This is a genomic window from Pseudarthrobacter sp. Y6 (genome assembly GCF_050156205.1).
GTDB lineage: Bacteria > Actinomycetota > Actinomycetes > Actinomycetales > Micrococcaceae > Arthrobacter.
On sequence record NZ_CP189574.1, the window covers coordinates 4,017,871 to 4,039,997 of the forward strand.

The 22,127-nt window shown below is 64.8% G+C and carries 23 protein-coding genes, 3 pseudogenes and 1 other annotated feature; of the genes and pseudogenes, 12 read left to right on the forward strand and 14 right to left on the reverse strand.

The annotated features are described in order from the left end of the window. Positions 1-9: 9 nt before the first annotated feature. Positions 10-429, reverse strand: a complete 420-nt coding sequence (locus tag ACQCSW_RS19375; protein ID WP_426988509.1) for a hypothetical protein — start codon at positions 427-429, stop codon at positions 10-12. Positions 430-585: 156 nt separating this feature from the next. Further along, on the reverse strand, positions 586-975 hold the full coding sequence (locus ACQCSW_RS19380; RefSeq protein WP_426988511.1) for a hypothetical protein: 390 nt from the start codon (positions 973-975) through the stop codon (positions 586-588). Here ACQCSW_RS19380 and ACQCSW_RS19385 point away from each other — a divergent pair. The 3 genes and pseudogenes from ACQCSW_RS19385 to ACQCSW_RS19395 all read left to right on the forward strand — a co-directional run. Next, on the forward strand, positions 968-1,279 hold the full coding sequence (locus ACQCSW_RS19385) for a transposase (protein WP_426988513.1): 312 nt from the start codon (positions 968-970) through the stop codon (positions 1,277-1,279). The two genes, ACQCSW_RS19380 and ACQCSW_RS19385, sit on opposite strands and share 8 nt — an antisense overlap. Positions 1,280-1,451: 172 nt before the next feature. Next, positions 1,452-1,913 (forward strand): DDE-type integrase/transposase/recombinase, encoded by a 462-nt coding sequence (locus tag ACQCSW_RS19390; RefSeq protein WP_426988515.1) that lies wholly within the window; start codon positions 1,452-1,454, stop codon positions 1,911-1,913. A gap of 388 nt (positions 1,914-2,301) precedes the next feature. Then, a pseudogene (locus ACQCSW_RS19395) lies at positions 2,302-2,655 on the forward strand (transposase); the annotation flags it as partial. A 499-nt stretch (positions 2,656-3,154) separates the two neighbouring features. On the opposite strand, the gene ACQCSW_RS19400 reads toward ACQCSW_RS19395, so the two are convergent. The 3 genes and pseudogenes from ACQCSW_RS19400 to ACQCSW_RS19410 all read right to left on the reverse strand — a co-directional run. Then, entirely contained in the window at positions 3,155-3,745 is a 591-nt protein-coding gene (locus ACQCSW_RS19400; RefSeq protein ID WP_426988517.1) for an IS3 family transposase, read from the reverse strand. Beyond that, positions 3,671-3,784: a sequence feature (AL1L pseudoknot), on the reverse strand. Its footprint overlaps the gene before it by 75 nt. Beyond that, complete coding sequence (locus tag ACQCSW_RS19405; protein WP_426988519.1) at positions 3,742-4,062, reverse strand: transposase; 321 nt, start codon at positions 4,060-4,062, stop codon at positions 3,742-3,744. It overlaps the preceding feature by 43 nt. The genes ACQCSW_RS19400 and ACQCSW_RS19405 overlap by 4 nt, the downstream gene beginning before the upstream one ends. A gap of 50 nt (positions 4,063-4,112) precedes the next feature. Further along, positions 4,113-4,394 (reverse strand): annotated as a pseudogene (locus ACQCSW_RS19410) (Lrp/AsnC family transcriptional regulator); the annotation flags it as partial. Here ACQCSW_RS19410 and ACQCSW_RS19415 point away from each other — a divergent pair. Together ACQCSW_RS19415 and ACQCSW_RS19420 are read left to right on the forward strand one after the other, a co-directional pair. After that, positions 4,384-4,611: pseudogene (locus tag ACQCSW_RS19415) on the forward strand (amidohydrolase); the annotation flags it as partial. The pseudogenes ACQCSW_RS19410 and ACQCSW_RS19415 sit on opposite strands and share 11 nt — an antisense overlap. 23 nt (positions 4,612-4,634) lie before the next feature. After that, on the forward strand, positions 4,635-5,924 hold the full coding sequence (locus ACQCSW_RS19420) for an MFS transporter (protein ID WP_426988521.1): 1,290 nt from the start codon (positions 4,635-4,637) through the stop codon (positions 5,922-5,924). A 126-nt stretch (positions 5,925-6,050) separates the two neighbouring features. Here the strand turns inward: ACQCSW_RS19420 and ACQCSW_RS19425 are convergent, their stop codons facing one another. Further along, a complete protein-coding gene (locus tag ACQCSW_RS19425) occupies positions 6,051-7,373 on the reverse strand; it encodes an MFS transporter (protein ID WP_426988523.1) in 1,323 nt (440 codons plus the stop codon). Between the two features lie 101 nt (positions 7,374-7,474). On the opposite strand from ACQCSW_RS19425, the gene ACQCSW_RS19430 reads away from it, so the two are divergent. Both ACQCSW_RS19430 and trmB read left to right on the forward strand, forming a co-directional pair. Then, positions 7,475-7,894: a DUF1003 domain-containing protein gene (locus ACQCSW_RS19430; protein WP_111908209.1), complete on the forward strand. Its 420-nt coding sequence runs from the start codon at positions 7,475-7,477 to the stop codon at positions 7,892-7,894. Positions 7,895-7,913: 19 nt separating this feature from the next. After that, complete coding sequence (gene trmB / locus ACQCSW_RS19435) at positions 7,914-8,837, forward strand: tRNA (guanosine(46)-N7)-methyltransferase TrmB (protein WP_426988526.1); 924 nt, start codon at positions 7,914-7,916, stop codon at positions 8,835-8,837. A gap of 94 nt (positions 8,838-8,931) precedes the next feature. On the opposite strand, the gene ACQCSW_RS19440 is transcribed toward trmB, so the two are convergent. Both ACQCSW_RS19440 and ACQCSW_RS19445 read right to left on the reverse strand, forming a co-directional pair. Further along, positions 8,932-9,378 carry a hypothetical protein gene (locus tag ACQCSW_RS19440; protein WP_354250764.1) on the reverse strand — a complete coding sequence of 149 codons (447 nt, stop codon included), beginning with the start codon at positions 9,376-9,378 and terminating at the stop codon, positions 8,932-8,934. Positions 9,379-9,486: 108 nt separating this feature from the next. Further along, on the reverse strand, positions 9,487-11,079 hold the full coding sequence (locus ACQCSW_RS19445; protein ID WP_426988528.1) for a hypothetical protein: 1,593 nt from the start codon (positions 11,077-11,079) through the stop codon (positions 9,487-9,489). A gap of 241 nt (positions 11,080-11,320) precedes the next feature. Here ACQCSW_RS19445 and ACQCSW_RS19450 point away from each other — a divergent pair, with 241 nt between their 5' ends. Then, the gene (locus ACQCSW_RS19450; protein ID WP_426988530.1) at positions 11,321-12,145 is read left to right on the forward strand and encodes a DUF1206 domain-containing protein; all 825 of its coding nucleotides are present in this window, start codon (positions 11,321-11,323) and stop codon (positions 12,143-12,145) included. Positions 12,146-12,224: 79 nt separating this feature from the next. Continuing rightward, the gene (locus tag ACQCSW_RS19455) at positions 12,225-12,707 is read left to right on the forward strand and encodes a type II toxin-antitoxin system RatA family toxin (RefSeq protein WP_426988532.1); all 483 of its coding nucleotides are present in this window, start codon (positions 12,225-12,227) and stop codon (positions 12,705-12,707) included. A 44-nt stretch (positions 12,708-12,751) separates the two neighbouring features. Here the strand turns inward: ACQCSW_RS19455 and ACQCSW_RS19460 are convergent, their stop codons facing one another. After that, complete coding sequence (locus tag ACQCSW_RS19460) at positions 12,752-13,417, reverse strand: anti-sigma factor family protein (RefSeq protein WP_426988534.1); 666 nt, start codon at positions 13,415-13,417, stop codon at positions 12,752-12,754. Continuing rightward, positions 13,414-13,914, reverse strand: a complete 501-nt coding sequence (locus tag ACQCSW_RS19465; RefSeq protein WP_426988536.1) for a sigma-70 family RNA polymerase sigma factor — start codon at positions 13,912-13,914, stop codon at positions 13,414-13,416. Before ACQCSW_RS19465 ends, ACQCSW_RS19460 begins: the two co-directional genes overlap by 4 nt. A 209-nt stretch (positions 13,915-14,123) precedes the next feature. On the opposite strand from ACQCSW_RS19465, the gene ACQCSW_RS19470 reads away from it, so the two are divergent. Continuing rightward, the gene (locus ACQCSW_RS19470; protein ID WP_426988538.1) at positions 14,124-14,651 is read left to right on the forward strand and encodes a COG4315 family predicted lipoprotein; all 528 of its coding nucleotides are present in this window, start codon (positions 14,124-14,126) and stop codon (positions 14,649-14,651) included. 27 nt (positions 14,652-14,678) lie between these two features. On the opposite strand, the gene ACQCSW_RS19475 is transcribed toward ACQCSW_RS19470, so the two are convergent. From ACQCSW_RS19475 to ACQCSW_RS19485, 3 genes are all read right to left on the reverse strand, one after another. Then, entirely contained in the window at positions 14,679-15,509 is an 831-nt protein-coding gene (locus ACQCSW_RS19475) for a hypothetical protein (protein ID WP_426988540.1), read from the reverse strand. Beyond that, positions 15,502-16,080 (reverse strand): RNA polymerase sigma factor, encoded by a 579-nt coding sequence (locus tag ACQCSW_RS19480; RefSeq protein ID WP_426988542.1) that lies wholly within the window; start codon positions 16,078-16,080, stop codon positions 15,502-15,504. Before ACQCSW_RS19480 ends, ACQCSW_RS19475 begins: the two co-directional genes overlap by 8 nt. 141 nt (positions 16,081-16,221) lie before the next feature. Beyond that, positions 16,222-16,866 carry a protein tyrosine phosphatase gene (locus ACQCSW_RS19485; protein ID WP_426988544.1) on the reverse strand — a complete coding sequence of 215 codons (645 nt, stop codon included), beginning with the start codon at positions 16,864-16,866 and terminating at the stop codon, positions 16,222-16,224. A gap of 214 nt (positions 16,867-17,080) precedes the next feature. Here ACQCSW_RS19485 and ACQCSW_RS19490 point away from each other — a divergent pair, with 214 nt between their 5' ends. Then, entirely contained in the window at positions 17,081-17,245 is a 165-nt protein-coding gene (locus ACQCSW_RS19490) for a hypothetical protein (RefSeq protein WP_426988546.1), read from the forward strand. A 94-nt stretch (positions 17,246-17,339) separates the two neighbouring features. Here the strand turns inward: ACQCSW_RS19490 and ACQCSW_RS19495 are convergent, their stop codons facing one another. Continuing rightward, positions 17,340-18,191: a DMP19 family protein gene (locus ACQCSW_RS19495; RefSeq protein WP_426988548.1), complete on the reverse strand. Its 852-nt coding sequence runs from the start codon at positions 18,189-18,191 to the stop codon at positions 17,340-17,342. Positions 18,192-18,383: 192 nt separating this feature from the next. Between ACQCSW_RS19495 and ACQCSW_RS19500 the strand changes: the two genes are divergently transcribed. Beyond that, a complete protein-coding gene (locus tag ACQCSW_RS19500; RefSeq protein WP_426988550.1) occupies positions 18,384-21,845 on the forward strand; it encodes an SNF2-related protein in 3,462 nt (1,153 codons plus the stop codon). Positions 21,846-22,127 lie beyond the last annotated feature (282 nt).

Genomic DNA, 22,127 nt, shown 5'->3' on the forward strand with positions numbered 1-22,127 from the left:
GGCAAGAACTCAGGAGTCAGGTGTGGTGGTCATCTTCAGGTCAGGGATGGGCACACTGTCGCCGCCGATGTAGATCACGGCACCTTGTCCGCGTCTGGCTAAATGAGCCCGATAACCTGGGATCTGAAGCGTGACAACGGGCTGACTCGTGCCATCTATGGTAATTTCGGAGTCGCCTGCTACTCCGCGGGCGGCCAACTGCTCCTGCTGTGCGGTGACTTGCCATCCCCGTGACTGCTTAGGATCAGCAGCGGAAGGCATGACAGCCATCACGGCATTCGTGCTGAACTCAATCAAAGCGGACCGCAAAACGTCTACAGGAGCCCCGTGCTTTGGAAGAGGAGTCAACTCGCGGATGGTTCGAACGCGGGCTACGAATTGGTTTTTAATCCGATAATCGACATCGATGTACCACGTTTGATCATCCATACCTCCGCCGCCTATATCCACACGAGCGCCGGGCGGTGGTGTCATAAGCGCAGCAATACCTTGCCTGAACTGGGCTATCATCTCGGCAGGGCTGGGAATCCGCCGTAATCGCGGATCCCCAGCACTTGTGAAATCCATACGATCAGCGTACGCGCATCAGTAGATGGTCGTATTGGCAGTTGGCGAGCCGGCGACACAAATTTCTCCATTATTCAACATAGCCCAACTGCCACTATTTACCGTCGCCCAAGAGTATCCCAGTGCCATGTTGACGAGTGTACGATAACCAGACCAGCTGCTCCCTCCCGTGTAGTTCCCGTTGTACCAGGGTTCTTCGTGATATCCAGCGTTGTCATAGACCCCGACGTACCAGCCATAGGCGATGGCTGGGGCAAATAGGTTGAAGCCTGTGGAAAGCGCGGCGTTTCGGAATCCGGTGGCGCGGTAATTGACCCACGATACGCCGCAGTTACCCCAAGTCTCGGCGTGAACCGTCCCGGGTTTGATGCCGCTATCTTCTTTGAGAAAGATAGTGACTATGCCCAAGCAGTTCCCGCCCGAAGTCCGTGATCGTGCAGTGCGCATGACCTTGGATCGATTGCCCGAATACCCGTCTGTCTATGCTGCCTGCAAGGCGCTGGCGCCAAAGCTCGGGGTCGGCCCTGAATCGCTGCGCCGCTGGGTTGTCCAAGCCCAAGTCGATGCCGGAGAGAAGGCCGGACCAAGCAGTGAGGAGCTGGAGGAAATCAAGCGGCTCCGGGCTGAAGTGCGGGACTTGAAAGAGTCCAACGAGATCCTCAAACAGGCCTCGATTTTCTTCGCGAGGGAGCTCGACCCTCGCCGCCGCTGATCTGTCGATTCATCGACGAAATGCGGGCTGAAGGTCATGCGGTCGAGTCGATCTGTGCCGTCCTGCGGGAGCAGGGCGTGCAGGTCGCCGCACGAACCTATCGGCGTGGAAGAAACGCCTGCCAGCCCTGCGCACCATCGAAGACGCCCGCATCACCGATGCGCTGCGCAGCTTGAAAGTCCCCGACGCGAAGGGACGACCCCGGCCCGAGATCATCTACGGGCGACGGAAAATGACGCAGTGGCTGCGCCGCAACGGCTTCCCCGAAGCTTCCAAACACACCGTGGACCGGCTCATGCGCGAAGAAGGGATGAACGGCCTCGTCCGAGGCCGCAAGACCCGCACCACCATCCCGGGCAAGGACGGCCGCCGCGCCGGCGACCTGCTGAACCGGGACTTCACCTCCCCGGCCCCGAACCAGATCTGGGTGACCGACTTCACCTACGTCCCGGTCTACTCCGGATTCGTCTATGTCGCCCTGGTCATCGACCTGTACTCCCGGGCGATCGTCGGCTGGGAAACCTCGACCGTCAAGGACACCGCATTCGTCGAACACTGCCTGAGAATGGCCCTGTGGCGGCGCCAACACACCGGCCGGCCCGTGCCAGCGGGACTGATCCACCACTCCGATTAAGCCGAGGAAATCGTTAAGCCGGAGACTGGCCCTGTGGGCCCGTACTTCCACGGGTTTGTGCCTTGTTCCTCGGCTTAATGTTGCGTGGGTCATCTGGAGTGTCGAACTTTTGTAGGTTGTTGTCGCCAGACCAATCCTCGTCAGTGAGACTGGCTGATGGAGGAAGCGGCGGTATCCAGCCATATTTCGCCATGCCCAGCGTGACGAATGTATGAAGGCGTAAACGGTGGGCATACCTTCGCGATGGAGCTGTGGCCTGAGGGGCCAAAGAGCGCCTAATCGTTAAGCCGAGAAAACTACCCCGGAGTCCCGAAACGACGTAGCAACAAGCCCGACATTCGGCTTAACGATTTCCTCGGCTTAATCGGAATTAAGCCGAATTCGGCTTAACAGCGATGCCGGCTCTCAGTACACCTCCATCCGCTACACCGACACACTGGCCCTGGAAGGACTCCAGCCCTCCATCGGCAGCGTGGGCGACGCCTATGACAATGCTGCCGCCGAGACCGTGATGGGGCTCTTCAAGAACGAGGCCGTCGCGAAGGATTCACCCTTCCGCAGCGGGTCCTTGAAGACCGAAACCGACGTGATGGAGATCGTCTTCGAGTGGGTCCACTGGTACAACAACGAACGCCTGCATTCCGCCCTGGATCACCAGACGCCAGAGGAATATGAGCAAACATATTATGATCTACAAACCGGCCCGTTACCCGACGACGCCGCCAACAAACAGGCGGCATGATTCCCGGGACGGTTCACTATCACCCTTGGCTCCCACGGAGGCGACTGCTTCGGCGTCAGCAAGGCGTTCGGTATATCGGATGGCACGATACTGCACCCCTCTGTCGGAATTAAGCCGAATTCGGCTTAACTCCGATTAAGCCGAGGAAATCGTTAAGCCGGGGACTGGCCCTGTGGGCCCGTACTTCCACGGGTTTGTGCCTTGTTCCTCGGCTTAATGTTGCGTGGGTCATCTGGAGTGTCGAACTTTTGTAGGTTGTTGTCGCCAGACCAATCCTCGTCAGTGAGACTGGCTGATGGAGGAAGCGGCGGTATCCAGCCATATTTCGCCATGCCCAGCGTGACGAATGTATGAAGGCGTAAACGGTGGGCATACCTTCGCGATGGAGCTGTGGCCTGAGGGGCCAAAGAGCGCCTAATCGTTAAGCCGAGAAAACTACCCCGGAGTCCCGAAACGACGTAGCAACAAGCCCGACATTCGGCTTAACGATTTCCTCGGCTTAATCGGAATGGTGTACGAGCTGGGAGACGTCCTTCCCCTCGCGCCGGCGGGTCCATAACCCCATCTCCAGGGCGTCCAGTGCCAGGGCTGTGTGCATGGTCCTGGAGAGCTGCCAGCCGACCACCCGGCGGGAGAAAACATCCAAAACAAAGGCCGCGTAAACCCAGCCGGAGAACGTTCGAATGTAGGTAATGTCTGCGACCCAGAGGCAGTTCGGAGCAGGTGCGCTGAATTGTCGCCGAACCAGGTCCGCCGGCCGCTCCGACAAGGGTCCTGGCACCGTTGTGCGGGGCCCCTTGGCACGGCGAACACCGTGCAACCCGGTACGGCGCATCAGCCGCTCCACGGTGCACCGGGCCACTTTGTAGCCCTCTCGGTTCAGCGCCGCATAAACTTTCCTGGCCCCATAAACACTGTAGTTCTCCCGGTGCACCCGGGTGATTTTCTCCGCCGTCACGGCGTCGGTTATTGACCGTTTGGACTCCGGTCGTGCCTTGGCAGCGTAGTAGGTCGACGGGGCAATCGGCAGCTCTCTGCAGATCGGCTCGACCCCGTATTCGTCCTTGTGATTATCGATGTAAGAGATCATCGTCGTGAGGGGCGGTCGAGCTCCGCCGCGAAGAAAGCTGATGCTGATTTCAAAATCGCATTGGCCCGGCGCAACTCAACAACCTCGCGTTCAAGCTCGGCCAGACGGGTCGAATCATCGGTGGTAGTGCCAGGGCGCACGCCCTGATCGATCTCCACGCTACGCACCCAGCCACGGATGGTATCTGCCGGGATGCCCAGCTGCGCACCAATCCGGGTGCAGGCACCCCGCCGGCCACTCGGGTCCTTCTGCGCGTCCATCACAAGCCGGACCGCCCTCTGGCGAAGCTCGTCAGGATACTTTTTCGGTGCTGGCATGGTGCTCATCCTTTCAAGGACTCAACACCCTCCATTAAACCCGGGGCGATTCACTTCGGGACCGGGACGACGACGACGGCGCCACTCGCCGTCGAGTCCGGGGTCAGCATCCAGCCCACGCGCTTCGCCGTATTCAGCATGACGACGCTCTCAACAAGTTCGATGCCCGGAATGCGCTCCTGGATGGCGAGTTCCATCTCCAGGACGTCGGCCAGCGAGCCCAGCCACATGATGATCACAAAGTTGGTCCGGCCGGTGGTGGATGCCGTGAACCTGACGTTCCGGACGGCCCGGAGTTCGGTCGCGGCAGCCTCGTGCCCGCCCGGCACGTTCATCGGACTGAGCGCCGTGCCCCACGGCACCGATCACATCATCGCGGCGTTCAACCATTCGCCCTACGCTACGTTCGACGACGGCGTTCTGGCTGACGGGGCCGCCCTCTATGCGGAACTCGCCATTTCGCGGCTCGCCACACTGGCGGCCGCACCAGCATCAGCGGCGGACGCCGCGCAAGCATCTGCACCGGCGTCGGCCGATAACGCCTCCTAAACCCACCCATCAGAGAGAAAACCGTGACCAGCACCGTCAACCCTCAGCTCACCGACCGGGCGGCCACCCGGAAGACCATCATCGGCACCGGCATCGGCAACGCCGTCGAATGGTACGACTGGGCCATCTACGCGACGTTCACCCCGTTCATCGCGAGCCAGCTGTTCAGCAAGGCGGACCCCGCGTCGGCCGTGTTGTCCACCTTGGCGATTTTCGCCGTCGGCTTCGTTGCCCGTCCCTTCGGCGGATTCCTGTTCGGCTGGATCGGTGACCGCATCGGCCGCAAGACCTCCATGACCCTTGCGGTTGGCCTGGCGTCCGTGGGCAGCCTGATGATCGGCGTCGCACCCTCGTTTGCGAGTGTGGGGGCCTGGGCATCGCTGATGCTGCTGGTGGCCCGGCTGGTTCAGGGCCTGGCGCACGGCGGCGAGCTGCCGTCGTCGCAGACCTACCTGTCCGAGGTGGCACCTAAGGAAAAGCGCGGTTTCTGGGCAACCCTGATCTACACGTCCGGCACCGTTGGCATCCTGTTCGGTACGCTGCTGGGCGCGGTCCTGAACATGGCGCTCAGCACGGAAGTCATGAATGCGTGGGGCTGGCGCATCCCGTTCCTGATCGGCGCCGCCCTGGGCCTCTACGCGCTGATCATGCGGTCGCGTCTGCACGAAAGCGACGTCTTCGAGGGTGAGTCACCCACCGAGAAACGCGCGCCGATCTGGCCGCAGATTGTCCGTCACCGCAAGCAGGCTATGCAGGTGATCGGCCTGACGGTTGGGCTCACCGTCATCTACTACGTCTGGGGCGTTGTGGCTCCGAGCTACGCCACCACCGCGCTGAAGATCGACCGCGGCGAAGCCCTGTGGGCGGGCGTCATCGGCAACCTTGTATTCATCGCCGCGCTCCCCTTTTGGGGCAAGCTCTCTGACCGCATCGGCCGCAAAAAGGTCCCGTGGGCAGGCGCGATCGGCACCGGCATCATGCACTTCCCCATGACGTGGCTGCTCAAGGACTCCGCCTGGCAGCTGGCCGTGAGCATGTCCGTGATGCTCATCTTCATCGCCGCGAGCGCCGCGATTGTTCCCGCGGTGTACGCCGAGCTGTTCCCCACAAGCATCCGGACCGTGGGCGTCGGCGTCCCGTACTCCATCTGCGTGGCAGTGTTCGGCGGAACCGCACCGTACCTGCAGCAGTGGCTGGGCACCACCATGCAGATGCCCAACCTGTTCAATGTGTACGCGGTGGTGTTGCTGGCTATCAGCGCAGTGTTCGTCTTCAGCATCCCGGAAACCATGGGCAAGGACCTCACGCACTAGCCTCGCCGAGCGCCCAACTGACTCGCATTAGGGGTCGTTTTGAGCCTTCATTACGACATCTGCTGCGAGTCAGTTCGGCCAGGAAATGTCGGGTCAGGACGTACGGCGGCGGCTGGCCCGCCGGGGTCAGCCGCCTACGAATTTTTTCCGGCCGGCGCGGTAACCGAACACGGCGGCCAGCGCTCCCACCACCAGGAACAGCACCCCGGCGGCCGTGAACGATCCCGTGGCCTGGTGCAGCTGGCCCACCATCAGCGTGCCGGTGGAACCCAAGCCGTAGCCCACGCCCTGCATCATCCCGGACAGGTGCGCGGCGGTGTGCCCGTCGCGGGTCCGCAGCATGATCATGGTCAGGGCCACCGCAGTGAGGCTTCCCTGCCCCAATCCCAGCAGCCCGGTCCACACCCAGATGAGTTCCAGTGGTCCGAAGATGCTGAGGGCGAACCCGCCGCCGGTCATCAGCGCCACCACCACATTGATGGCCCGCTGGTCACGGAACCTCGCCGCCAGCGCCGGGGCAAACAGCGAGCCCATCATCTGGAGCACGATCGAAACAGACACCATCAGGCCGGCCGTGCCGCCGTCCACGCCGCGTTCGCGCAGGATCGGCGCCAGCCAGGCAAAGACGCTGAAGGACATCATGGCCTGCAGCACCATAAAGATGGTCACCTGCCACGCCACCGCCGAACGCCAGACGTTGACGCCGAGGTTGGCGGACTGGTGCCGGACGGGATGCTGGCGCAGCGCCACCGGAAGGAACAGCAAAAGTACGACAGCGGCAGGAACCGCCCAGAACCACAGCGCCGAGGTCCACTCCCCCGTCGCCGAGAAGACGGGGTAGGTAAAGCCGGCTCCGAGGGCGGCCGAGGCGCAGATCGCAGTGGTGTACAGCCCGCCCATGAGGCCCAGCCGGTGCGGGAAATCGCGCTTCACCAGCCCCGGCAGCAGCACGTTGCACAGGGCGATGGCGGCACCGCACGCAGCAGTTCCCGCCAGCAGGGTTGGGAGGTGGCCGGCACCGGGCACCAGGCCGCCGATGTCCGCGGGCCGCAGCAGCAGTCCTGCCGTGAGTACGGCCATGGCTCCGAGTAGGACGCGTTCGGCGCCAAACCGGCGGGCCAGGACGGGGGCCAGCGGCGCGAAGACCCCCAGGAGCGTGACGGGCACGGTGGTGAGCACCACGACGGCCCAGCCCGGCAGGCCGGCGTCGGACGTGATCTCCGGGAGGACCGCGGCGACACTGGAGAAAACCGTGCGGAGGTTCAGCCCGATAAGCACCAGGCAGAGGCCCAGGTAGGCCAGGGCCCGGCGGCCGCTCCGCGGGCTCTCCGGTCCGCTGCCCGATTGGCCCGGAAGGCGCGTCGGGGCTGCTGGCGGGATGTCGTCGATTTCGGCGTCGACCAGCAGTCCAGGCACTTCAACGTTGTCAGCACGGGTCACGGGGACCATTCTGTCATTGCGCGCGCCCGTGGCCAGTTCCATCCCGACGGGTGGGCGGGCGGCGCGTCAGCCGGGGCTGCGGGAAACGCGGAAGCGCCTACGCTTGGCGCATGAGCGAACCGCGAGAGACTTGGCATGCCGCACACAAAGCAACCCTGAGCCGGGGCGAACGCGCCGCCGATGTTATGCGCAACAGCATGGGCAGTTGGCGGTTCGTCGCAGGATTTATAGCTTTCATGATGGTGTGGGCTGCCCTGAACTCCTGGATTCTGGCGTCCCAGGCGTGGGACCCGTATCCGTACATCCTGTTGAACCTGTTCCTGTCCATGCTGGCCGGACTCCAAGGGGCAATTCTTCTCATCGCAGCCAAGCGCCAAGATGCCATTGCTGCGGCCATGGCGCAGCACGACTACGACACAAACGTGAAGGCCAAAGAGGAGATTGAGCGGCTTACCACCATCAACAACGAACAGCTGGAGATCCTGCGGGAACTGCGCTCACTGGCTGTCCGCACGCCAGCCCGGGACTGACTCCTCTATTCTGGAAGGGATGAGCGAATCCCCAGAATCTCCCCAGCCTCCGCATGTCCCGCGCCCGGTGACACCCGGAACCCAGGCGTCGTTCGGCACTTACGGCGGCAGGCCGGTGAGCTTTGTACGCCGCGGTACCCGCCTCCAGGGGCGCCGCCAGACGGCCTGGGAAGAGCACTCGGACCGGTGGGCGCTGGACGTGCCCCGGCACATTGCGAACACGTCGGTCCACCCGGACTACACGTTCGACGCCGAGGCAGAGTTCGGCCGCAAGGCACCGCTGATCGTGGAAATCGGTTCGGGGCTGGGCGATGCCATCTGCCACGCCGCCGAGGAGAACCCGGACACGGATTTCCTGGCCGTGGAGGTGTACACACCGGGGCTGGCCAACACCATTATCAAGATCAACAGCCGCGGGCTGAACAACGTCCGCGTGGTGGAAGCCAACGCGCCCGAGGTCCTGGCCACCATGCTGCCGGCAGGTTCAGTCAGCGAACTGTGGGTGTTTTTCCCCGATCCCTGGCACAAGTCACGGCACCACAAACGCCGCCTCATCCAGCCGGAGTTTGCCGAACTGGCAGCACGGGCACTCACCAAGGGCGGCCTGTGGCGGGTCGCTACTGACTGGTCCAACTACGCCGTCCATGTCCGCGACGTCCTGGCGGACTCGCCGGACTTCGAAAACCTCCACACCGGCGAGCGCCACGGACCCGAAAGCCCGCTCACCCAGGTGTGGCAATCCGGCGTCGAAACCTTGGTGGGCGGCGCTCCCGTCCGCGAAGGCCGGGCGCCGGTGAGCACCGCACACACCGGCCCCAACGAGGGCGTGGATGAAACTGGCGGCTGGGCGCCACGCTTCGACGGCCGGATCCGGACCAGTTTCGAGGCGAAGGCCCACGAGGCCGGCCGGCTGATCTTCGACCTCTGCTACCGCCGGCGCTGAGCCTCCGGAAACTGAGTAGCAGCAGGTGTTGTTATGAGCCGTCAAAACGACATCTACTGCTACTTAGATGCGTGCCCGGTAACAAGCGGGGCCGTCAGCCCACGCTGATGGCGGCGACGATCTCCTTGAGCATCCCCAGCCGCGGCTCGATCTCCGGGTTCACGTACGGCCAGATCACCACAACACCAATAAACCGGCTGTTCTCCCAGACACCGACAGTTGCCGCCACTCTGGCCTCACCCGAGTGATCCGTGTATCCAACAACGACGGCGTACGAGGACTTGCCGGGAAGGTTCAGTTCGCCTTCGGTCAGGAGGGTCCCTGCGCGTTCTTCAAGGTAGAAGCCTGACATGAGGTGTGCCCAGCCGTTGGCCTGCGGGGCATCGGTGACCGAGGTGTCATCCTTGATGACTGTGACCAGAACCCCTCCCAGCAGGCCATACTGCTCGGTGTTGGGCCCGGCTGTGGAATCCTCCAGAACCTGGGTGTGCTCGGGGAAGTCTGCCGTGAACCCCAGCGGGGACTCGATATGCACTGACATGGTTGCTCCTTAGCGGTAAGTCCTGGCCGGGCTGGCTGGCGGTAGTGCCCAAAATGGTGCCGCAAGAACTGCGGGAAAAGGTCTCCGGAATGGATTCGGCACGGGACGTCAGAGCTTCTCGAGCTTCGTGTCGTTCGGGACCTTATAGTACGTGGACACGTTGGTGGATGCCTTGTTCTCCGTCTTGACCTCCACCTCGCCGGCCTTGAGGTCAATGCCGATCTCGTTGGACACTGTGGCCACGCGGTTCTCCTGGACGGTTGCAGACCCTGCCTCGTAGAGCTTGGCGGCGTCTTCGCCGGCCGCAACCGTGTCTCCCAACGCCACATTGCGCATGTAGCTGTCGATCACGGCCGCGTTCTCCGAGGTGTAGTCGACATCGATCTTCACGGTGCCCTGCGCGCCTACTGTCACGCTGGACTCAGCCTTGGCGCCCTGGAGGTCGGGACCCGCGGTGGCGCCCGCCCCAAGCGTGCCCTCCATGGTTACGGCGATCGATTCCATGTTGCCGTTCTTATCCAGATTGACTTCCAGGCCGCTCTTCCCCGAGGCCTCGAACACCTTGCCGTCAAGGTCCAGCTTGCCCTGCGCCGACACCTCGCCGGTGGCCTTTGCTGTGCCTTCCGTCATGTTCCGCTCGTAGGCGAGATCCAGCTTCGCCGAGCCCGAAGCGATAGCGGAGTCACCCTTGGCTTCGAAGGAGAGGGTTCCCTTGGCTTTGTCGTCGTGGCCGGTGGAGCCGTTGTCGTCCGCAGCATCGTTGATGGTGTCCAGGATGTAGCCAGGCGGGTTGCCCGCCACTTCCTTGATCTCACCGACGCTGTCCGGCGGGAGATCCGTATAAATCTGGTTGCGGGCGGCCATGGCCTCCTCCAGGCTGCCGAATTTGTACTCGCGCGAGGCCTCTCCGTTCAGCATGACCCCGGCCGTGCCGGTGGTGTCGTTCACCCCTACGCCCACGTTCCCGTAGACCTTCATGGTGGCCGAACCGTCTGCATTCTCTACGACGACGGTGCCTCCCTCCGCGCCGGCGTGGAACCAGGCAACCCGGGCATCAAGGGAGGCCTTGCCAGACTCCGTGTATACGGGAGTTTCGGTCTTGGCGACTTCCCTAAGGTGGGCACTTGCCTGATCCTGGGCAGACAGGGGAATGCCGCCGTCCATCCTCATGAGGTCCTCGGCGAGCGGGTGGCCGTCCTCGTCCACACCTTCGATCAGGTACTGCCGGTCCGCCTCAGACAGGCCGGCCCACCACTTGGCCTGCTCCTCCGGGCTGGCCTTGAGCATGCCATCCATGCCCTGCTTTAGATCCTGGCGGTGGGCCTCAGCCGCTGCGGCCTTCGCTACCTGTTCCTCCAGCCAGTTCTGGGCGCGGCTGCCCAGGTCCTTGAGCCTGTCCAGCGCGCTGGAGCCACCGCCACCGCTACCGCCGCCGGTCTCGGCAGAGGACTGCTCCTGTTCGTTTGCGTGCTGCAGGAGCAGCTTGGAGTTGTGGCGGAGACTGGATGCCACCCGCTCCAGGCTGGGACGGTGGTTGCCGGACCAGTCCTGCCGGAACAGCTCGCCGTCGGTGCCCTTCCATGGCGCGGACTGGATCTGGCCCTGCAGGGAGCTGGCCCGGCTACTGAGCAGCGCTGCCGCTTTGTCAACGGCCTTCGCCAGCTCGCGCAGCTGGCTGACGTCCGCGCCGTAAAAAGTCATGGTGTCTCCCCCGGACAGTAATAAGAGTTAGATCTATCGCTGGACATATCGTCGTACGGCGGCAAGTATCCCGCGATGGGGAACACTCCCCATCGCGGGAGCCCCGAGCCAGTCACCAGGGTCGGGATGGTCCGGGACGAGAAATTCGGGACTGTTCGCGGCTCGCTTGTCGTGGCACGATGGGCTTGTGCGGGGGGCACGCAAATCTGCGCCTGTCCGGCACTGGCCCGAAGGAACCGTCATGAAAAGAGAACTCAGGCAGGCCGCCGACACGGCGGAGGACGTCACCAACTCACGGGCCTTGGAGCTGCTGGCGAGGGCGGGTTTCGCAGCGAGCGGCGTCCTGCATTTCCTGGTGGGGGCCATCGCCATCCGCCTCGCTATGGGCGGTTCGGGGAATGCTGACTTCAGCGGGGCTGTGTCCGAACTGGCCAGCCAGCCCGCCGGGCCATTCCTCCTGTGGTCCAGCTTCGCCGCCTGCGCGGCGCTTGCCGTCTGGCAGGCCAGCGATGCCGTCTTCGACTACAACCGGCTGCCCATGAAGGAAAAAGCCGGCAAGAAGGCCAAAGCGGCAGCGCAGGCCGTGGTGTTTGCCGGGCTCGCCGTGACCCTGGCCAGCTTCGCCATGGGCACAGGGTCCGGAAGCGACAACCAGCAATCCGCGAGCGACCTCACCGTCGCCGTTATGAAGGCCCCCGGCGGCGTAGCTCTGCTGGTCCTCGTGGGACTGGGCATGGCCATCACCGGGATCATCTACGCCATCAGCGGCATCAAGAAGTCCTTCGAGAAACACCTGACGATGCCCGTCTCTCCCTCCGCCCGGACAGCCGTCACAGTACTGGGCGTCACCGGCTACATCGCCAAGGGCATAGTCCTGCTGCTGACCGGAATGCTCATCACCATCGCCACCCTGGGCGCCCATCCAGATGAATCCACGGGCCTGGACGGCGGACTCAGGGCCCTGCGCGACCAGCCCTTCGGCGTGTATTTACTGGCCGCCGTGGGTGCCGGTCTCATCTGCTACGGCATGTTCATGGTGGTCCGGGCGCGCCTGGCCAAGATGTAGGGCTGGCGCCTTCTCCGGGACCGGCCCGGAGAAGCCCGCCCCATCCCGGAATACCCCGCCCCCCAGTTAGGGTGGGTCCATGCCCCAGGTACGCGCCGAACGCCACATCCGCCTCGATCCGGAGACAGTCTTTGCCCTCTCCCAGACCACCGGTGCGTTCCGGCTGAAATGGGACCCGTTCATCTCTGCCCAAGGTTTCCTGAACAGCGCAACGTCCGCCGGAAAGGGCGTCCGGACACGGACCGTGTCCCGCCTGGGCCTGGTGATGGTGAGCGAATGCGTTTCGTATGCGCCACCCAAAAACGTCGGCATGACCATGGTGTCCGGACCGTGGTTCTTCACGAATTTCGGCGGCGGCTGGCGTTTCACCGCGGACGACGGCGGCACCCGCGCCGTCTGGAAGTACACCTTTTCGTGCCGCCCGGCCTGGTTGCGGCCGGTGGCGGAGCGGATGGGCGCCTGGCTCCTGGGCCGTGAGATCAACACGAGGATCGAAGCGTTTGCCCGGGCCTGCGAGGACCCTGGGCTGGTGGCCGAGTTCCGCGCCCTCAAAGCACAGTGATCAAACCACCGTGATCACCGGCAAAGGGATTACCGGCAAGAGGATCACGGCACCATGATTACAGCAACGGCCTGCTGGGTTTCATCCCGCAGTTCCAGGCTGGCGATGCTGGCCAGCTGAACGGGCGTGGCGCCCATGACCTTCACCTTCCCGCTGGGCGTGGCGGTCCAGGCACATGCCCGGTCCTCGCCGCCGTCGCGGTCCCGGATCCAGAGCGAGAGGGTCCCGTCCAGCGGCAGTTTGCTGCCGTTCACGGCCAGCTCGGTGCCCCACGTTTTCCGGGCGAGGTCGATGCTGAATTTCAGGCCGTTGCCGGACTGGACCGAGTAGCTGGCATCCGGGACGGGCGGCCGGCTGAGCAGCGGGCCCGCGGCCAGGCCCAAGGCGAGGCATGCGGCGGCGACGGCGCCCACCAGCGCCGCCCACCGCCGTCGTAATTTACGACGCCGGGTGGCCAGTTCTTCGAGGACCGCGCGGGGCACTGAACTGGCTGGCTCGGGGGCCAACCCGGGGCGGGCGCTCACGGTGAGCGCCACCGCGTCCGGGACGGGAAGCGCGTCCAGCAGGGCCGGCAGGCTTTCGAGCTCGGCGAGTTCGGTCCGGCAGTCCACGCAGGACTCGAGGTGGCCTTCGAAACGTTGCGAATCCGCGGGGTCAAGCCCGCCGAGCACGTAGGCGCCCAGCAGGTGGTGCAGCTCAGAGGCGTTCACCGCTCCACCCCCATTTCGTCCAGGACGGTCCGTAGTGCCCGGACTGCGTAGTAGGCCCGGGACTTCACGGTTCCGCTGGGGATGTTCAGCTGCACGGCGGCCTCGTTGACGGTGAAACGGCGATAGTGGAGTGCCACGAGGACATCGCGGTGTTCGGTGCTGAGCCGGAGCAGCGCCTCCTCGATCAGCACGCGGTTGAGGACTTCATCCACGCGTTCCAAGGCTTCGGCGGGATCGGCGAGTTCGCGTTCCATCACTTCGGCCGGGCGACGTTGGGCTTTGCGGTAGTTGTCGATCATGATGTTCCGGGCAGTCCGGAACAAGTAACTGCGGAGGCTTCCGGTGATGTCCGGGGCCTGCTGCCAGACGCGCAGCACGGTCTCCTGGACCACGTCCTCGGCCAGCTGCGGGTCACGGGACGCGCTGAGCACAAAGCGGCGCAGGGCGCCGCTGTGTTCGCGGTAGATCGCGGCCACCACGTCCTCGTCCAGCGGCATAGCGCCCTCCTGTCCTGATCCAGTCCGCGGTCATAACTGCGGGCCCATTGTTTCGCGCTTCCACAGCGAGACGCTGAAGCTCCGCCTCTACATGCGATATAACGTCCGTGGACGGAAAACGGTTCACTTTGAACCATTCTTCACCTTCGTGCGTCGTACCGGTTAGCGTCCGGCGATCCGATGCCGGGCCCCAGCCGAGGAGTATTCCCATGAAACAGAATCTAGGCACAGGTCTTGCCGCTCTGGCCCTCGCGGCCGCACTTTCCGGCTGCGGCGGCAGCCCTGGAACCACCACCACAACCGCCGCTCCCACCACTCCGGTGGCCACGTCCGCAACCCCGACCGCTGGCTCCCCCACCGCAGCGGCCGCCGTCGACCTCAAGACAGCGTCCTCAAGTGCCGGCAACATCGTGGTTGACGCCGCTGGCATGAGTGTCTATTTCTTCACCAAGGACGTGAAGGATTCAGGCACCAGTGCCTGCACTGGGGCGTGCCTGACCGCGTGGCCACCGCTCCTCACCACCGCGGCCACGCCTGCCGCCGAAAGGGTCACCGGCACGCTCGGGACAATCACGAGGCCGGACGGGGCCAAGCAGGTGACCCTGAATGGACTGCCGCTGTACTACTACCAGCAGGACAAGAATCCCGGCGACATCCTGGGGCAGGGCGTCAACAACGTCTGGTATCTGGCCACCCCGGCCGGGGAACTGATCCGGACAGCGGCGTCAGGCTACTGACAGTTCAGGCGCTTGCGGATGAACCGCTTACGGATGGACACCGGGCAGCGGGACTGGAGGCGTGGGCGGCAGGGGCAGGGCCGGGGGCTGTCCCTCGCCGTTCAGCGGCCCACCCAGCGCACCCGGCGTGACGTTTTCAGGTAGGGGAAGGTCTGGCAGGGGGGGAACTGCCGGCGCTGAACCCGATGGGGCGGGAGCGTGCTGCGTGGCCTGGCTGGAACCGGATCCCGGAGCGGCCGGAACCGGCACAGTGACAGCCGGCCCGGTGGGCCCTACGGCAGGGACGCCGGGCTGGACCGGTCCCGGAGCCGGGGTCTCCACCGGCGCGGGGGCAGGCCGGCCGCCAACGGTGGACACGAAAGATGTCACTGCGTGGTTGACCTGGCCGATGGAATCCCTGATCCCCTGATCGGAGGCAACGGCAACAGCGCCGCCGGCCGCCAGCGAAACGGCCACGGACAGCGTGGTGAGGGTGATCCGGCGCCTGGCACGGCGGCGGGCGGCGAGCTCGTCGGTCGCCACCGCAGGGTCCCCAGCGGGGGCTACCTCGGGCTCTGACCGAGGGGAAGCAACGGTTTCAGGGAGCTGCGGGACAACCGCCGTTCCAGGCACCGCCGCCGTTGCGGGAACCACCGCCAGGTGGCGGGTGGCTGCCCGTTGGTCCGCAGCCTGTTTCACCGCAGGCATCATGAGCGCGGCTACTGCATCGGAGGGCACCGGCTGCTCGGCTGCGAGCGCCTGGAGCTCCAGCAGAACGGGGCGGAGGCCGCCGTCGTCGTCCAGCCCTGCCTCCAGCAGCAGCCGGCCAACAGACACGTCGTCGCGGGAACCGTTGGGTGAGCCTGCGGTGTCACTCATGGTCTGCCTGGTTTCTTCTAAGAGTCTGGTCCTTGAGGTTTTGCAGCGCCCTGCGTTGGAGCTGCTTGATGGCACCCTGGGACTTGCCCATGATGCCGGCCACCTGTTCGATGGATAAGTCCGCCACGACCCGCAGGGCCAGTACCTCGCGGTGGTCATCGGCGAGGCCTTCAAGCAGGGCAGTCGCGCCGCCGCTGTGGCCCAAGGCGTGGTCCTCCGCGGACGCCGTGCTGCGCCCGTCCTGCAGGGGGTCGTACGGGGTGAAGTCCGGCCGGCGTTCAACCCGCCGGTAGTAGTCCACCATCCGGGCGTGGGCGATGGAAAACACCAACGACTTGGCGCCCTGCAGCCCGCCGGTCAGCTCACCGATCTTCGGGAAAAACGCCAGGAACACGTCCTGGGTGACAGCCTCGGGGTCATCCACGCCGCGGGCCTTGAGGTAGCCCTGGACTGCTCCGGAAAAGGTTCGATAGACAGCGCCGAAGAGCACAGCCGGATCAGCGCCGGCGGTGTCTGCAAATGTATCTATGTCTTCTTCGGCCAAAGTGTCTAGCACCAGTGGCTCCTCCATCCCGGGCAGCGGACTCGCTCATCCCGGTATTCGGCGCGGTGTGCTCCGCTGCTGTCGGTCAGCTATCTGGCTGCCATGTGGACTGCGGGAATCCGGTCCGTCCGGAGCCGGTTCCCGCAGTCCACACTAGCTGAGCAGGTCCTAGCGGCCCGAAACGGCCGGAACGTCTACAACGTCGCCCGGCACGGCGGGAACAGCAGGAACGGCGGGAACGGCAGGCTCGCCGTCGGCACCCGGAACTGCCGGTACGGCGGGGACAGCAGGAACGGCGGGCAGCTCGGGGCGCTCAGCCTTGGCGGCGGCAGAACCCTCGCCAGCAGCGTCGGCGTCAGCGGAAGCGGCACCCTGCGCAACGACGTCGGCGCAGAAGGCGTCAACATTGGTTTCGCCCTCGGCGGCGATGACCAGCGACGAGAAGCCCTCGGAGGCTTCGTTCAGTCCACCGTTGGTGAAGGCGGTGCAGAGGCCAAAGGCTGCGGCACCTGCTGCGTCCACTGCGGTGCCGGCGGCGGCGGAGGCGTTGGCCTCGGCTGCGACCTCATTGCCGGAGACGGCTGCTTCGCCGGATACTGCTGCATCGCCGGAAGCGTTTGCGGAGGCCGACTCGGTGGCGTCAGCGGCCAGCTTCGGGGCCGGGGCGCCGAGCAGCTCGTGGGCGGTCTGCTGTGCGTCGGCCGGGAGGGCGCCGGAAACAGCTGCGACGCCGGTTCCACCGACGGCCAAGGTGCCCGCGGCGAGAACTCCGGCGGCGATTTTGCTGGTGGCGAGAACAGTGAACAACGACATATGACACTCCAAAACCTAGAGAACAATTCAGATTCGGCTCCGTGAGGAACCCATCACCCCCTACATCGCTGGCCGGACCGGGAAGGTTACGGCGCCTCCTAAATTTCTTTCCAGGGCCCGGCTGCGGACCCATGTACCGCACTGGCAAGGGCTGCGTCTCGCTCAACGCCCGCGCCGGAAGTTCGCCCAGGTCACACGGACCACCAACACCGCTGTGGACATCGCCCTCCGCCTCGACGCAGCCGCCGGAGGCCGTTTGGAAGCCCTGAAGGTCCGGTCCGATGATCCCTTCGACCGCTGCGTCCGGCTCACGTCTGTGGACCAGGTGAACGAGGAACTGCTGGAGATCCTCGCCAAGGCGCTGGACCAGAACGCCTAATAGCTACAACGACGGCGGGCGGGCCGCCGGGCGGGTTGCCGGGCCGCCGGGCGAACCGACCCGACGAACCCGGCCCGGGACCGAGGTGAGGGTCCTACGCGTCGATCATCTCGTCGTCGTCCGCTTCCTCGAACTCAACAGCGGCCACGATTTCCTGGGTCTCCGGGTTGATCATGAACGCCTCTTCTTCGTCCTCCACCATGATGAAGTCGCCGTGGTCCGTGGTGAAGTGCCAGGCCAGAGTCTTCTCGCCGTCGTGCATGTAGTTGGGGTCACCCATGGTGATCTTCTGCAGCGTGTAGCCGGCGATGTCGCACAGTTCGCGGATGATGACCTCGAAATCCGGGGCGTCCTCCAGTGCTTCCTCGTCGGCCGCGGCCTGGCGCTCCTCGAGGTTGGGGATGAGCGCAACCTGACGGTCAATGTAGGCGTCGAGCTCTTCTTCGTCGAGCACCATCAGTCCCTCCTGGCGCAGGAGCCAGGCGGCGTTGAGGGCGGTGATGTTTTCGGTTTCGAACAGCTCCTCGAACTCGCCGTCGAGTTCCTCGATGGTGCGCACGGCGTCGGTGGACTCTTCCTCGGTGTCCAGGTCGCCGTCGAGGTAGCGCTCTTCGTCTTCCTCAGACAAGGCATCAAACGCTTCAACGGTCCGGTTGAAGAGCTCCAGGTGGGCCGTTGCGCCCATGCCCGCCAGGCCCTCGCGGATGAGCGGGTCCACTTCGTCGCGGTCCGCGGTGAACACATACTGGGCGAAGCCGCCCTCCAAAGACTGCGTGACGTAGAAGTCCACGTAGTAGCTGCCGAGCGCCGCGGGCGCGATCTCGCCGGCGTCGAGTAGTTTCCCGTACATGGCGTTCACCACGTGAACGTTGGTATCTACAACCTCCTCGCTGCCTGCATCGATGCTGGCCTTGGTCAGGACGACAGGGTTCTGGCTCATGGTCATGGGATTCCTCACTGCTGAATGCTTCGGTGCTGCTCAGGACCCTTTCACGCTACGTCGGCCCGGACCGCAGTGAGTTGAGGCGGAAGTGAACGTCAGGCGAAGTTTCAGGCTCCCGCCGGGCGAACTAAGATGAAGCAGATAACCTCCGATCGGACACGGCACCCCCGTGGCCAGCTGAAAGTAGCGCGCACCATGCCATCCCAACCGGACGAGAGTGCGGCACTGGCAATACAGACCCCCGCCATTAACGACCGCTCCCTCGCGGCCGGGTTGGCGTATGCCATGGGCAGCCGGGTTTCCGGAATGTCGTTCGACGCCGCCACCGGGCTGATGCTGGGCAAGGTCCGGGGAGGTGCCGACGTCCCTTACTCCACCACGGCCAAGCTGGTGCGGAAATCGGGCGGCTGGAGCTGCACCGTGGGCGTCTGCAGCTGCCCTGTCCGCAAGGACTGCAAGCACGTGGCCGCGCTGCTGTTCGCCGCCGAGGACAATCCGGCCATCCGCGTGCAACTCCTGGCCCCGGCTGAAGTTTCCCGGCTTTCCCGCCAACCCGTCAGCCTGGACCTGGCCGACTGGGAGCAGGCACTGAGCCCGCTCATTTCGCAGCCCGGCATCACGCAGTCCATCAGCGGCATCCCGCTGGCCCTCCAGTTCGAGATCGAGGAACCGGCGCCGCACTTCTCCTACACAGGCCGCCGCGACCCGCTCCGCAGCGTGCGCCAGCTCAAGGCCCGGCCGGTGATCATGGGCGCCAAGGGCAAGTGGATCCGCGGCGACGTCTCCTGGAACACCCTCAGCTACCTGAACTTCCGCCGCGAATGCAACGAGGCGCACATCGAGTGGATGCAGGCGTTCCTGGCCGCACACACGGCCGCCGCCAACCGGGTTCATAACTCCTCCGCGCTGTGGCTGGGCCTGAACACGTTCGCCGGGAAGAACCTGTGGAGCCTGCTCACCGACGCCAAAAAGATCGGCCTCGCCCTGGTTCACAGCCGCGGCACTGAGCCGGTGCGGCTCGCGGAGTCCTCCGCCGCCGTCGGACTCAATTTGAGCCGATACGGCTCGCCCGTGAGTGGGGACGCTGCGGCTCCGGAGGTCGCGGCGAAAACAGCCGACGACGGCGGGCTGGAGCTCGCGCCCACCATCACCGTTGAGGGGGAAGACGTTGATCCGGCGTCGGTGGGGACGATTGGCCGCCCCGCGCACGGCATTTTCCTGACCACGGGCGGGGAGGCGCTGCCCGGTGTTTCCGCGGACAACGTGATCACGCTGGCCCCGCTGGAAAGCGGGCTGAGCGAGGAACTGCTGACGTTCGTCACGGCCGGCAGCACCCTGCATATTCCGGCGAAGGACGAGACGCGCTTCCTCACCGGCTTCTACCCGAAGCTCAAGCAGGCAGCCCGGGTCACGGCGACGGATGAGTCGGTGGCGCTGCCCGCCCTGGCCCTCCCGACTCTCTCCCTGCTGGCGAATTACGGCGCGGACCACCGCGTCCGGCTGCATTGGGAATGGCACTACAAGTCCGGGAACCTCGTCACCGCCCAACCGCTGTGGCGGCACCCCGGCGACCACGGCTACCGCGACGACACCGCCGAAGCCCGCATCCTGGAGGGCATCGGCCAGCCGTGGAACGTTGTTCCGGCCCTGGGCGAATCGGCCACCGGCGGCTGGGGCACGCCGCGCCTGTCCGCGTCCGCCGAACTGAGCGGCCTGGACACGCTGGCCTTCACCGAAGACGTCCTCCCAGAACTCCGGAACGCTCCGGACGTTTCAGTGGACACTGCCGGGGACATCGCCGACTACCGGGAGGCCGAGGAAGCGCCTGTCGTTTCCATCTCCACGAAGGCCACGGAGCAGCGCGACTGGTTCGATCTTGGCATCCAGATTTCGCTCGAGGGCCAGCCGGTGTCCTTCGCGGCCGTGTTCTCCGCGCTGGCCGCCGGTCAGACCAAAATGCTCCTGCCCAGCGGCGCCTACTTCTCGCTGGACCTCCCCGAACTGCACCAGCTGCGCGCCCTGATCGAGGAAGCCCGCTCGCTGCAGGACAACACGGACGCCCCGCTGCAGATCAGCCGTTTCCAAGCCGGGCTCTGGGACGAGCTCACGCAGCTGGGCATCGTGGACGAGCAAGCCGCGGCCTGGCGTGAGGCCGTTGGCGGGCTGCTCGAAGGCGGGATCAACGGGCTGCCGCTGCCTGCCTCGCTCAATGCGGAGCTGCGGCCGTACCAGCTGGAAGGCTTCAACTGGCTCAGCTTCCTGTACCGACACAGCTTGGGCGGGATCCTCGCCGACGACATGGGCCTGGGCAAGACCGTGCAGGCCCTCGCCCTGATGTGCGCCGCGAAGGAGCAGGCGGCGTCTGTCTCTGAGGGTGCTGAAACACCAGCGCCCGACGTTCCAGTGCCCGACGGCGGGACTCCCTTTTTGGTCGTGGCCCCCACCAGCGTCGTGGGCAACTGGGCGGCGGAAGCCGCGCGCTTCGCTCCCGGCCTCACGGTTCGCATCGTGAGCGAAACCTTTGCCAAGAACAGCCAGGATGCGGCCGTTGAACTCGGCGGCGCGGACATCGTGATCACGTCCTACGCGCTGTTCCGGATCGACTACGATTCCTATGCCTCCAAGACCTGGGCGGGGCTGGTGCTGGATGAAGCCCAGTTCGTGAAGAACCATCAGTCGAAGGCGTACCAGTGCGCGCGGAAGCTCCCTGCGGCCTTCAAGCTGGCCATCACCGGCACCCCGCTGGAAAACAATCTCATGGAGTTCTGGGCGCTGACGTCGATCGTGGCGCCGGGACTATTCTCGAGCCCCAAGCGGTTCGCTGAGTATTACCAAAAGCCGGTGGAAAAGAACGGCGACAAGGGGCAGCTGGACAAGCTCCGCCGTCGGGTCCGTCCGCTCATGATGCGCCGCACCAAGGACCAGGTCATCCAGGACCTGCCGCCCAAGCAGGAGCAGATCCTGGAGGTGGTGTTGAACCCGCGCCACCAGAAGGTCTACCAGACGCACCTCCAGCGTGAGCGGCAGAAGATCCTGGGCCTGATCGAGGACGTGAACAAGAACCGGTTCACCATTTTCCAGTCGCTGACCCTGCTACGCCAGCTCAGCCTGGACGCGTCCCTTGTGGATCCGTCGCTGTCCGGCGTGAGGTCCAGCAAGCTGGATGTGCTGTTCGAGCAGCTGGAGGATCTGGTGGCCGAGGGTCACCGTGCGCTGATCTTCAGCCAGTTCACCGGCTTCCTGGGCAAGGTCCGTGAGCGGCTTGTGGAGGAGAAGATCGAGTTCTGCTATCTCGACGGCGGCACCCGAAACCGTACCGACGTCGTCAATGAATTCAAGAACGGCAGCGCGCCGGTGTTCCTGATTTCGCTGAAAGCCGGCGGATTTGGCCTGAACCTGACCGAGGCCGACTACGTGTTCCTGTTGGATCCATGGTGGAACCCGGCCTCGGAGGCACAGGCCGTGGACCGGACGCACCGGATCGGGCAGGCCCGGAATGTGATGGTCTACCGGCTGGTGGCGAAGGACACGATCGAGGAAAAGGTCATGGCCCTGAAAGCCCGGAAGTCCCAGCTGTTCGCGGATGTGATGGAAGGCGACGCCCTGTCCAGCGGTTCGATCACGGCCGAGGACCTGGCGGGGTTGTTCAAGGACTGAGCGCGAACGGACATTTGTGACCCTCCGCCTTGTGCCGCGAGGCGACGCCGGCCCGGCAGGGTTCCTTCCCGAGCCAGTTGACCAAAGAATGTCAGTGCCCACTGCGATGCTTTGAGCAGGAATGCAGAACGGCTTGGGGCACGGAATGCAGGGACGCCTTCGAGGCCGTCGCCGCGTCTACGTCCGTGCTCGGCCGGAGCGGCACCGGGTTCAATTCGGGGTCGTTTTACTGGTAGTGGCCGTTATTCAACTGGTCTGTATTCGTGCGGTTTTTGAGTCCCG

Excerpts from the sequence above, each read along its gene's own strand:
- ACQCSW_RS19495 (WP_426988548.1), bottom strand. The coding sequence starts at position 18,191 with ATGACCATGAGCCAGAACCCTGTCGTCCTGACCAAGGCCAGCATCGAT.
- ACQCSW_RS19385 (WP_426988513.1), top strand. The coding sequence starts at position 968 with ATGCCCAAGCAGTTCCCGCCCGAAGTCCGTGATCGTGCAGTGCGCATG.
- ACQCSW_RS19500 (WP_426988550.1), top strand. The coding sequence starts at position 18,384 with ATGCCATCCCAACCGGACGAGAGTGCGGCACTGGCAATACAGACCCCC.
- ACQCSW_RS19375 (WP_426988509.1), bottom strand. The coding sequence starts at position 429 with ATGGATGATCAAACGTGGTACATCGATGTCGATTATCGGATTAAAAAC.
- ACQCSW_RS19430 (WP_111908209.1), top strand. The coding sequence starts at position 7,475 with ATGAGCGAACCGCGAGAGACTTGGCATGCCGCACACAAAGCAACCCTG.
- ACQCSW_RS19470 (WP_426988538.1), top strand. The coding sequence starts at position 14,124 with ATGAAACAGAATCTAGGCACAGGTCTTGCCGCTCTGGCCCTCGCGGCC.
- ACQCSW_RS19465 (WP_426988536.1), bottom strand. The coding sequence starts at position 13,914 with ATGCCGCTGGACGAGGACGTGGTGGCCGCGATCTACCGCGAACACAGC.
- ACQCSW_RS19445 (WP_426988528.1), bottom strand. The coding sequence starts at position 11,079 with ATGACTTTTTACGGCGCGGACGTCAGCCAGCTGCGCGAGCTGGCGAAG.
- ACQCSW_RS19480 (WP_426988542.1), bottom strand. The coding sequence starts at position 16,080 with ATGGAGGAGCCACTGGTGCTAGACACTTTGGCCGAAGAAGACATAGAT.
- ACQCSW_RS19450 (WP_426988530.1), top strand. The coding sequence starts at position 11,321 with ATGAAAAGAGAACTCAGGCAGGCCGCCGACACGGCGGAGGACGTCACC.
- ACQCSW_RS19425 (WP_426988523.1), bottom strand. The coding sequence starts at position 7,373 with ATGGTCCCCGTGACCCGTGCTGACAACGTTGAAGTGCCTGGACTGCTG.
- ACQCSW_RS19475 (WP_426988540.1), bottom strand. The coding sequence starts at position 15,509 with ATGAGTGACACCGCAGGCTCACCCAACGGTTCCCGCGACGACGTGTCT.
- ACQCSW_RS19405 (WP_426988519.1), bottom strand. The coding sequence starts at position 4,062 with ATGCCAGCACCGAAAAAGTATCCTGACGAGCTTCGCCAGAGGGCGGTC.
- ACQCSW_RS19485 (WP_426988544.1), bottom strand. The coding sequence starts at position 16,866 with ATGTCGTTGTTCACTGTTCTCGCCACCAGCAAAATCGCCGCCGGAGTT.
- ACQCSW_RS19400 (WP_426988517.1), bottom strand. The coding sequence starts at position 3,745 with ATGATCTCTTACATCGATAATCACAAGGACGAATACGGGGTCGAGCCG.
- ACQCSW_RS19455 (WP_426988532.1), top strand. The coding sequence starts at position 12,225 with ATGCCCCAGGTACGCGCCGAACGCCACATCCGCCTCGATCCGGAGACA.
- trmB (WP_426988526.1), top strand. The coding sequence starts at position 7,914 with ATGAGCGAATCCCCAGAATCTCCCCAGCCTCCGCATGTCCCGCGCCCG.
- ACQCSW_RS19440 (WP_354250764.1), bottom strand. The coding sequence starts at position 9,378 with ATGTCAGTGCATATCGAGTCCCCGCTGGGGTTCACGGCAGACTTCCCC.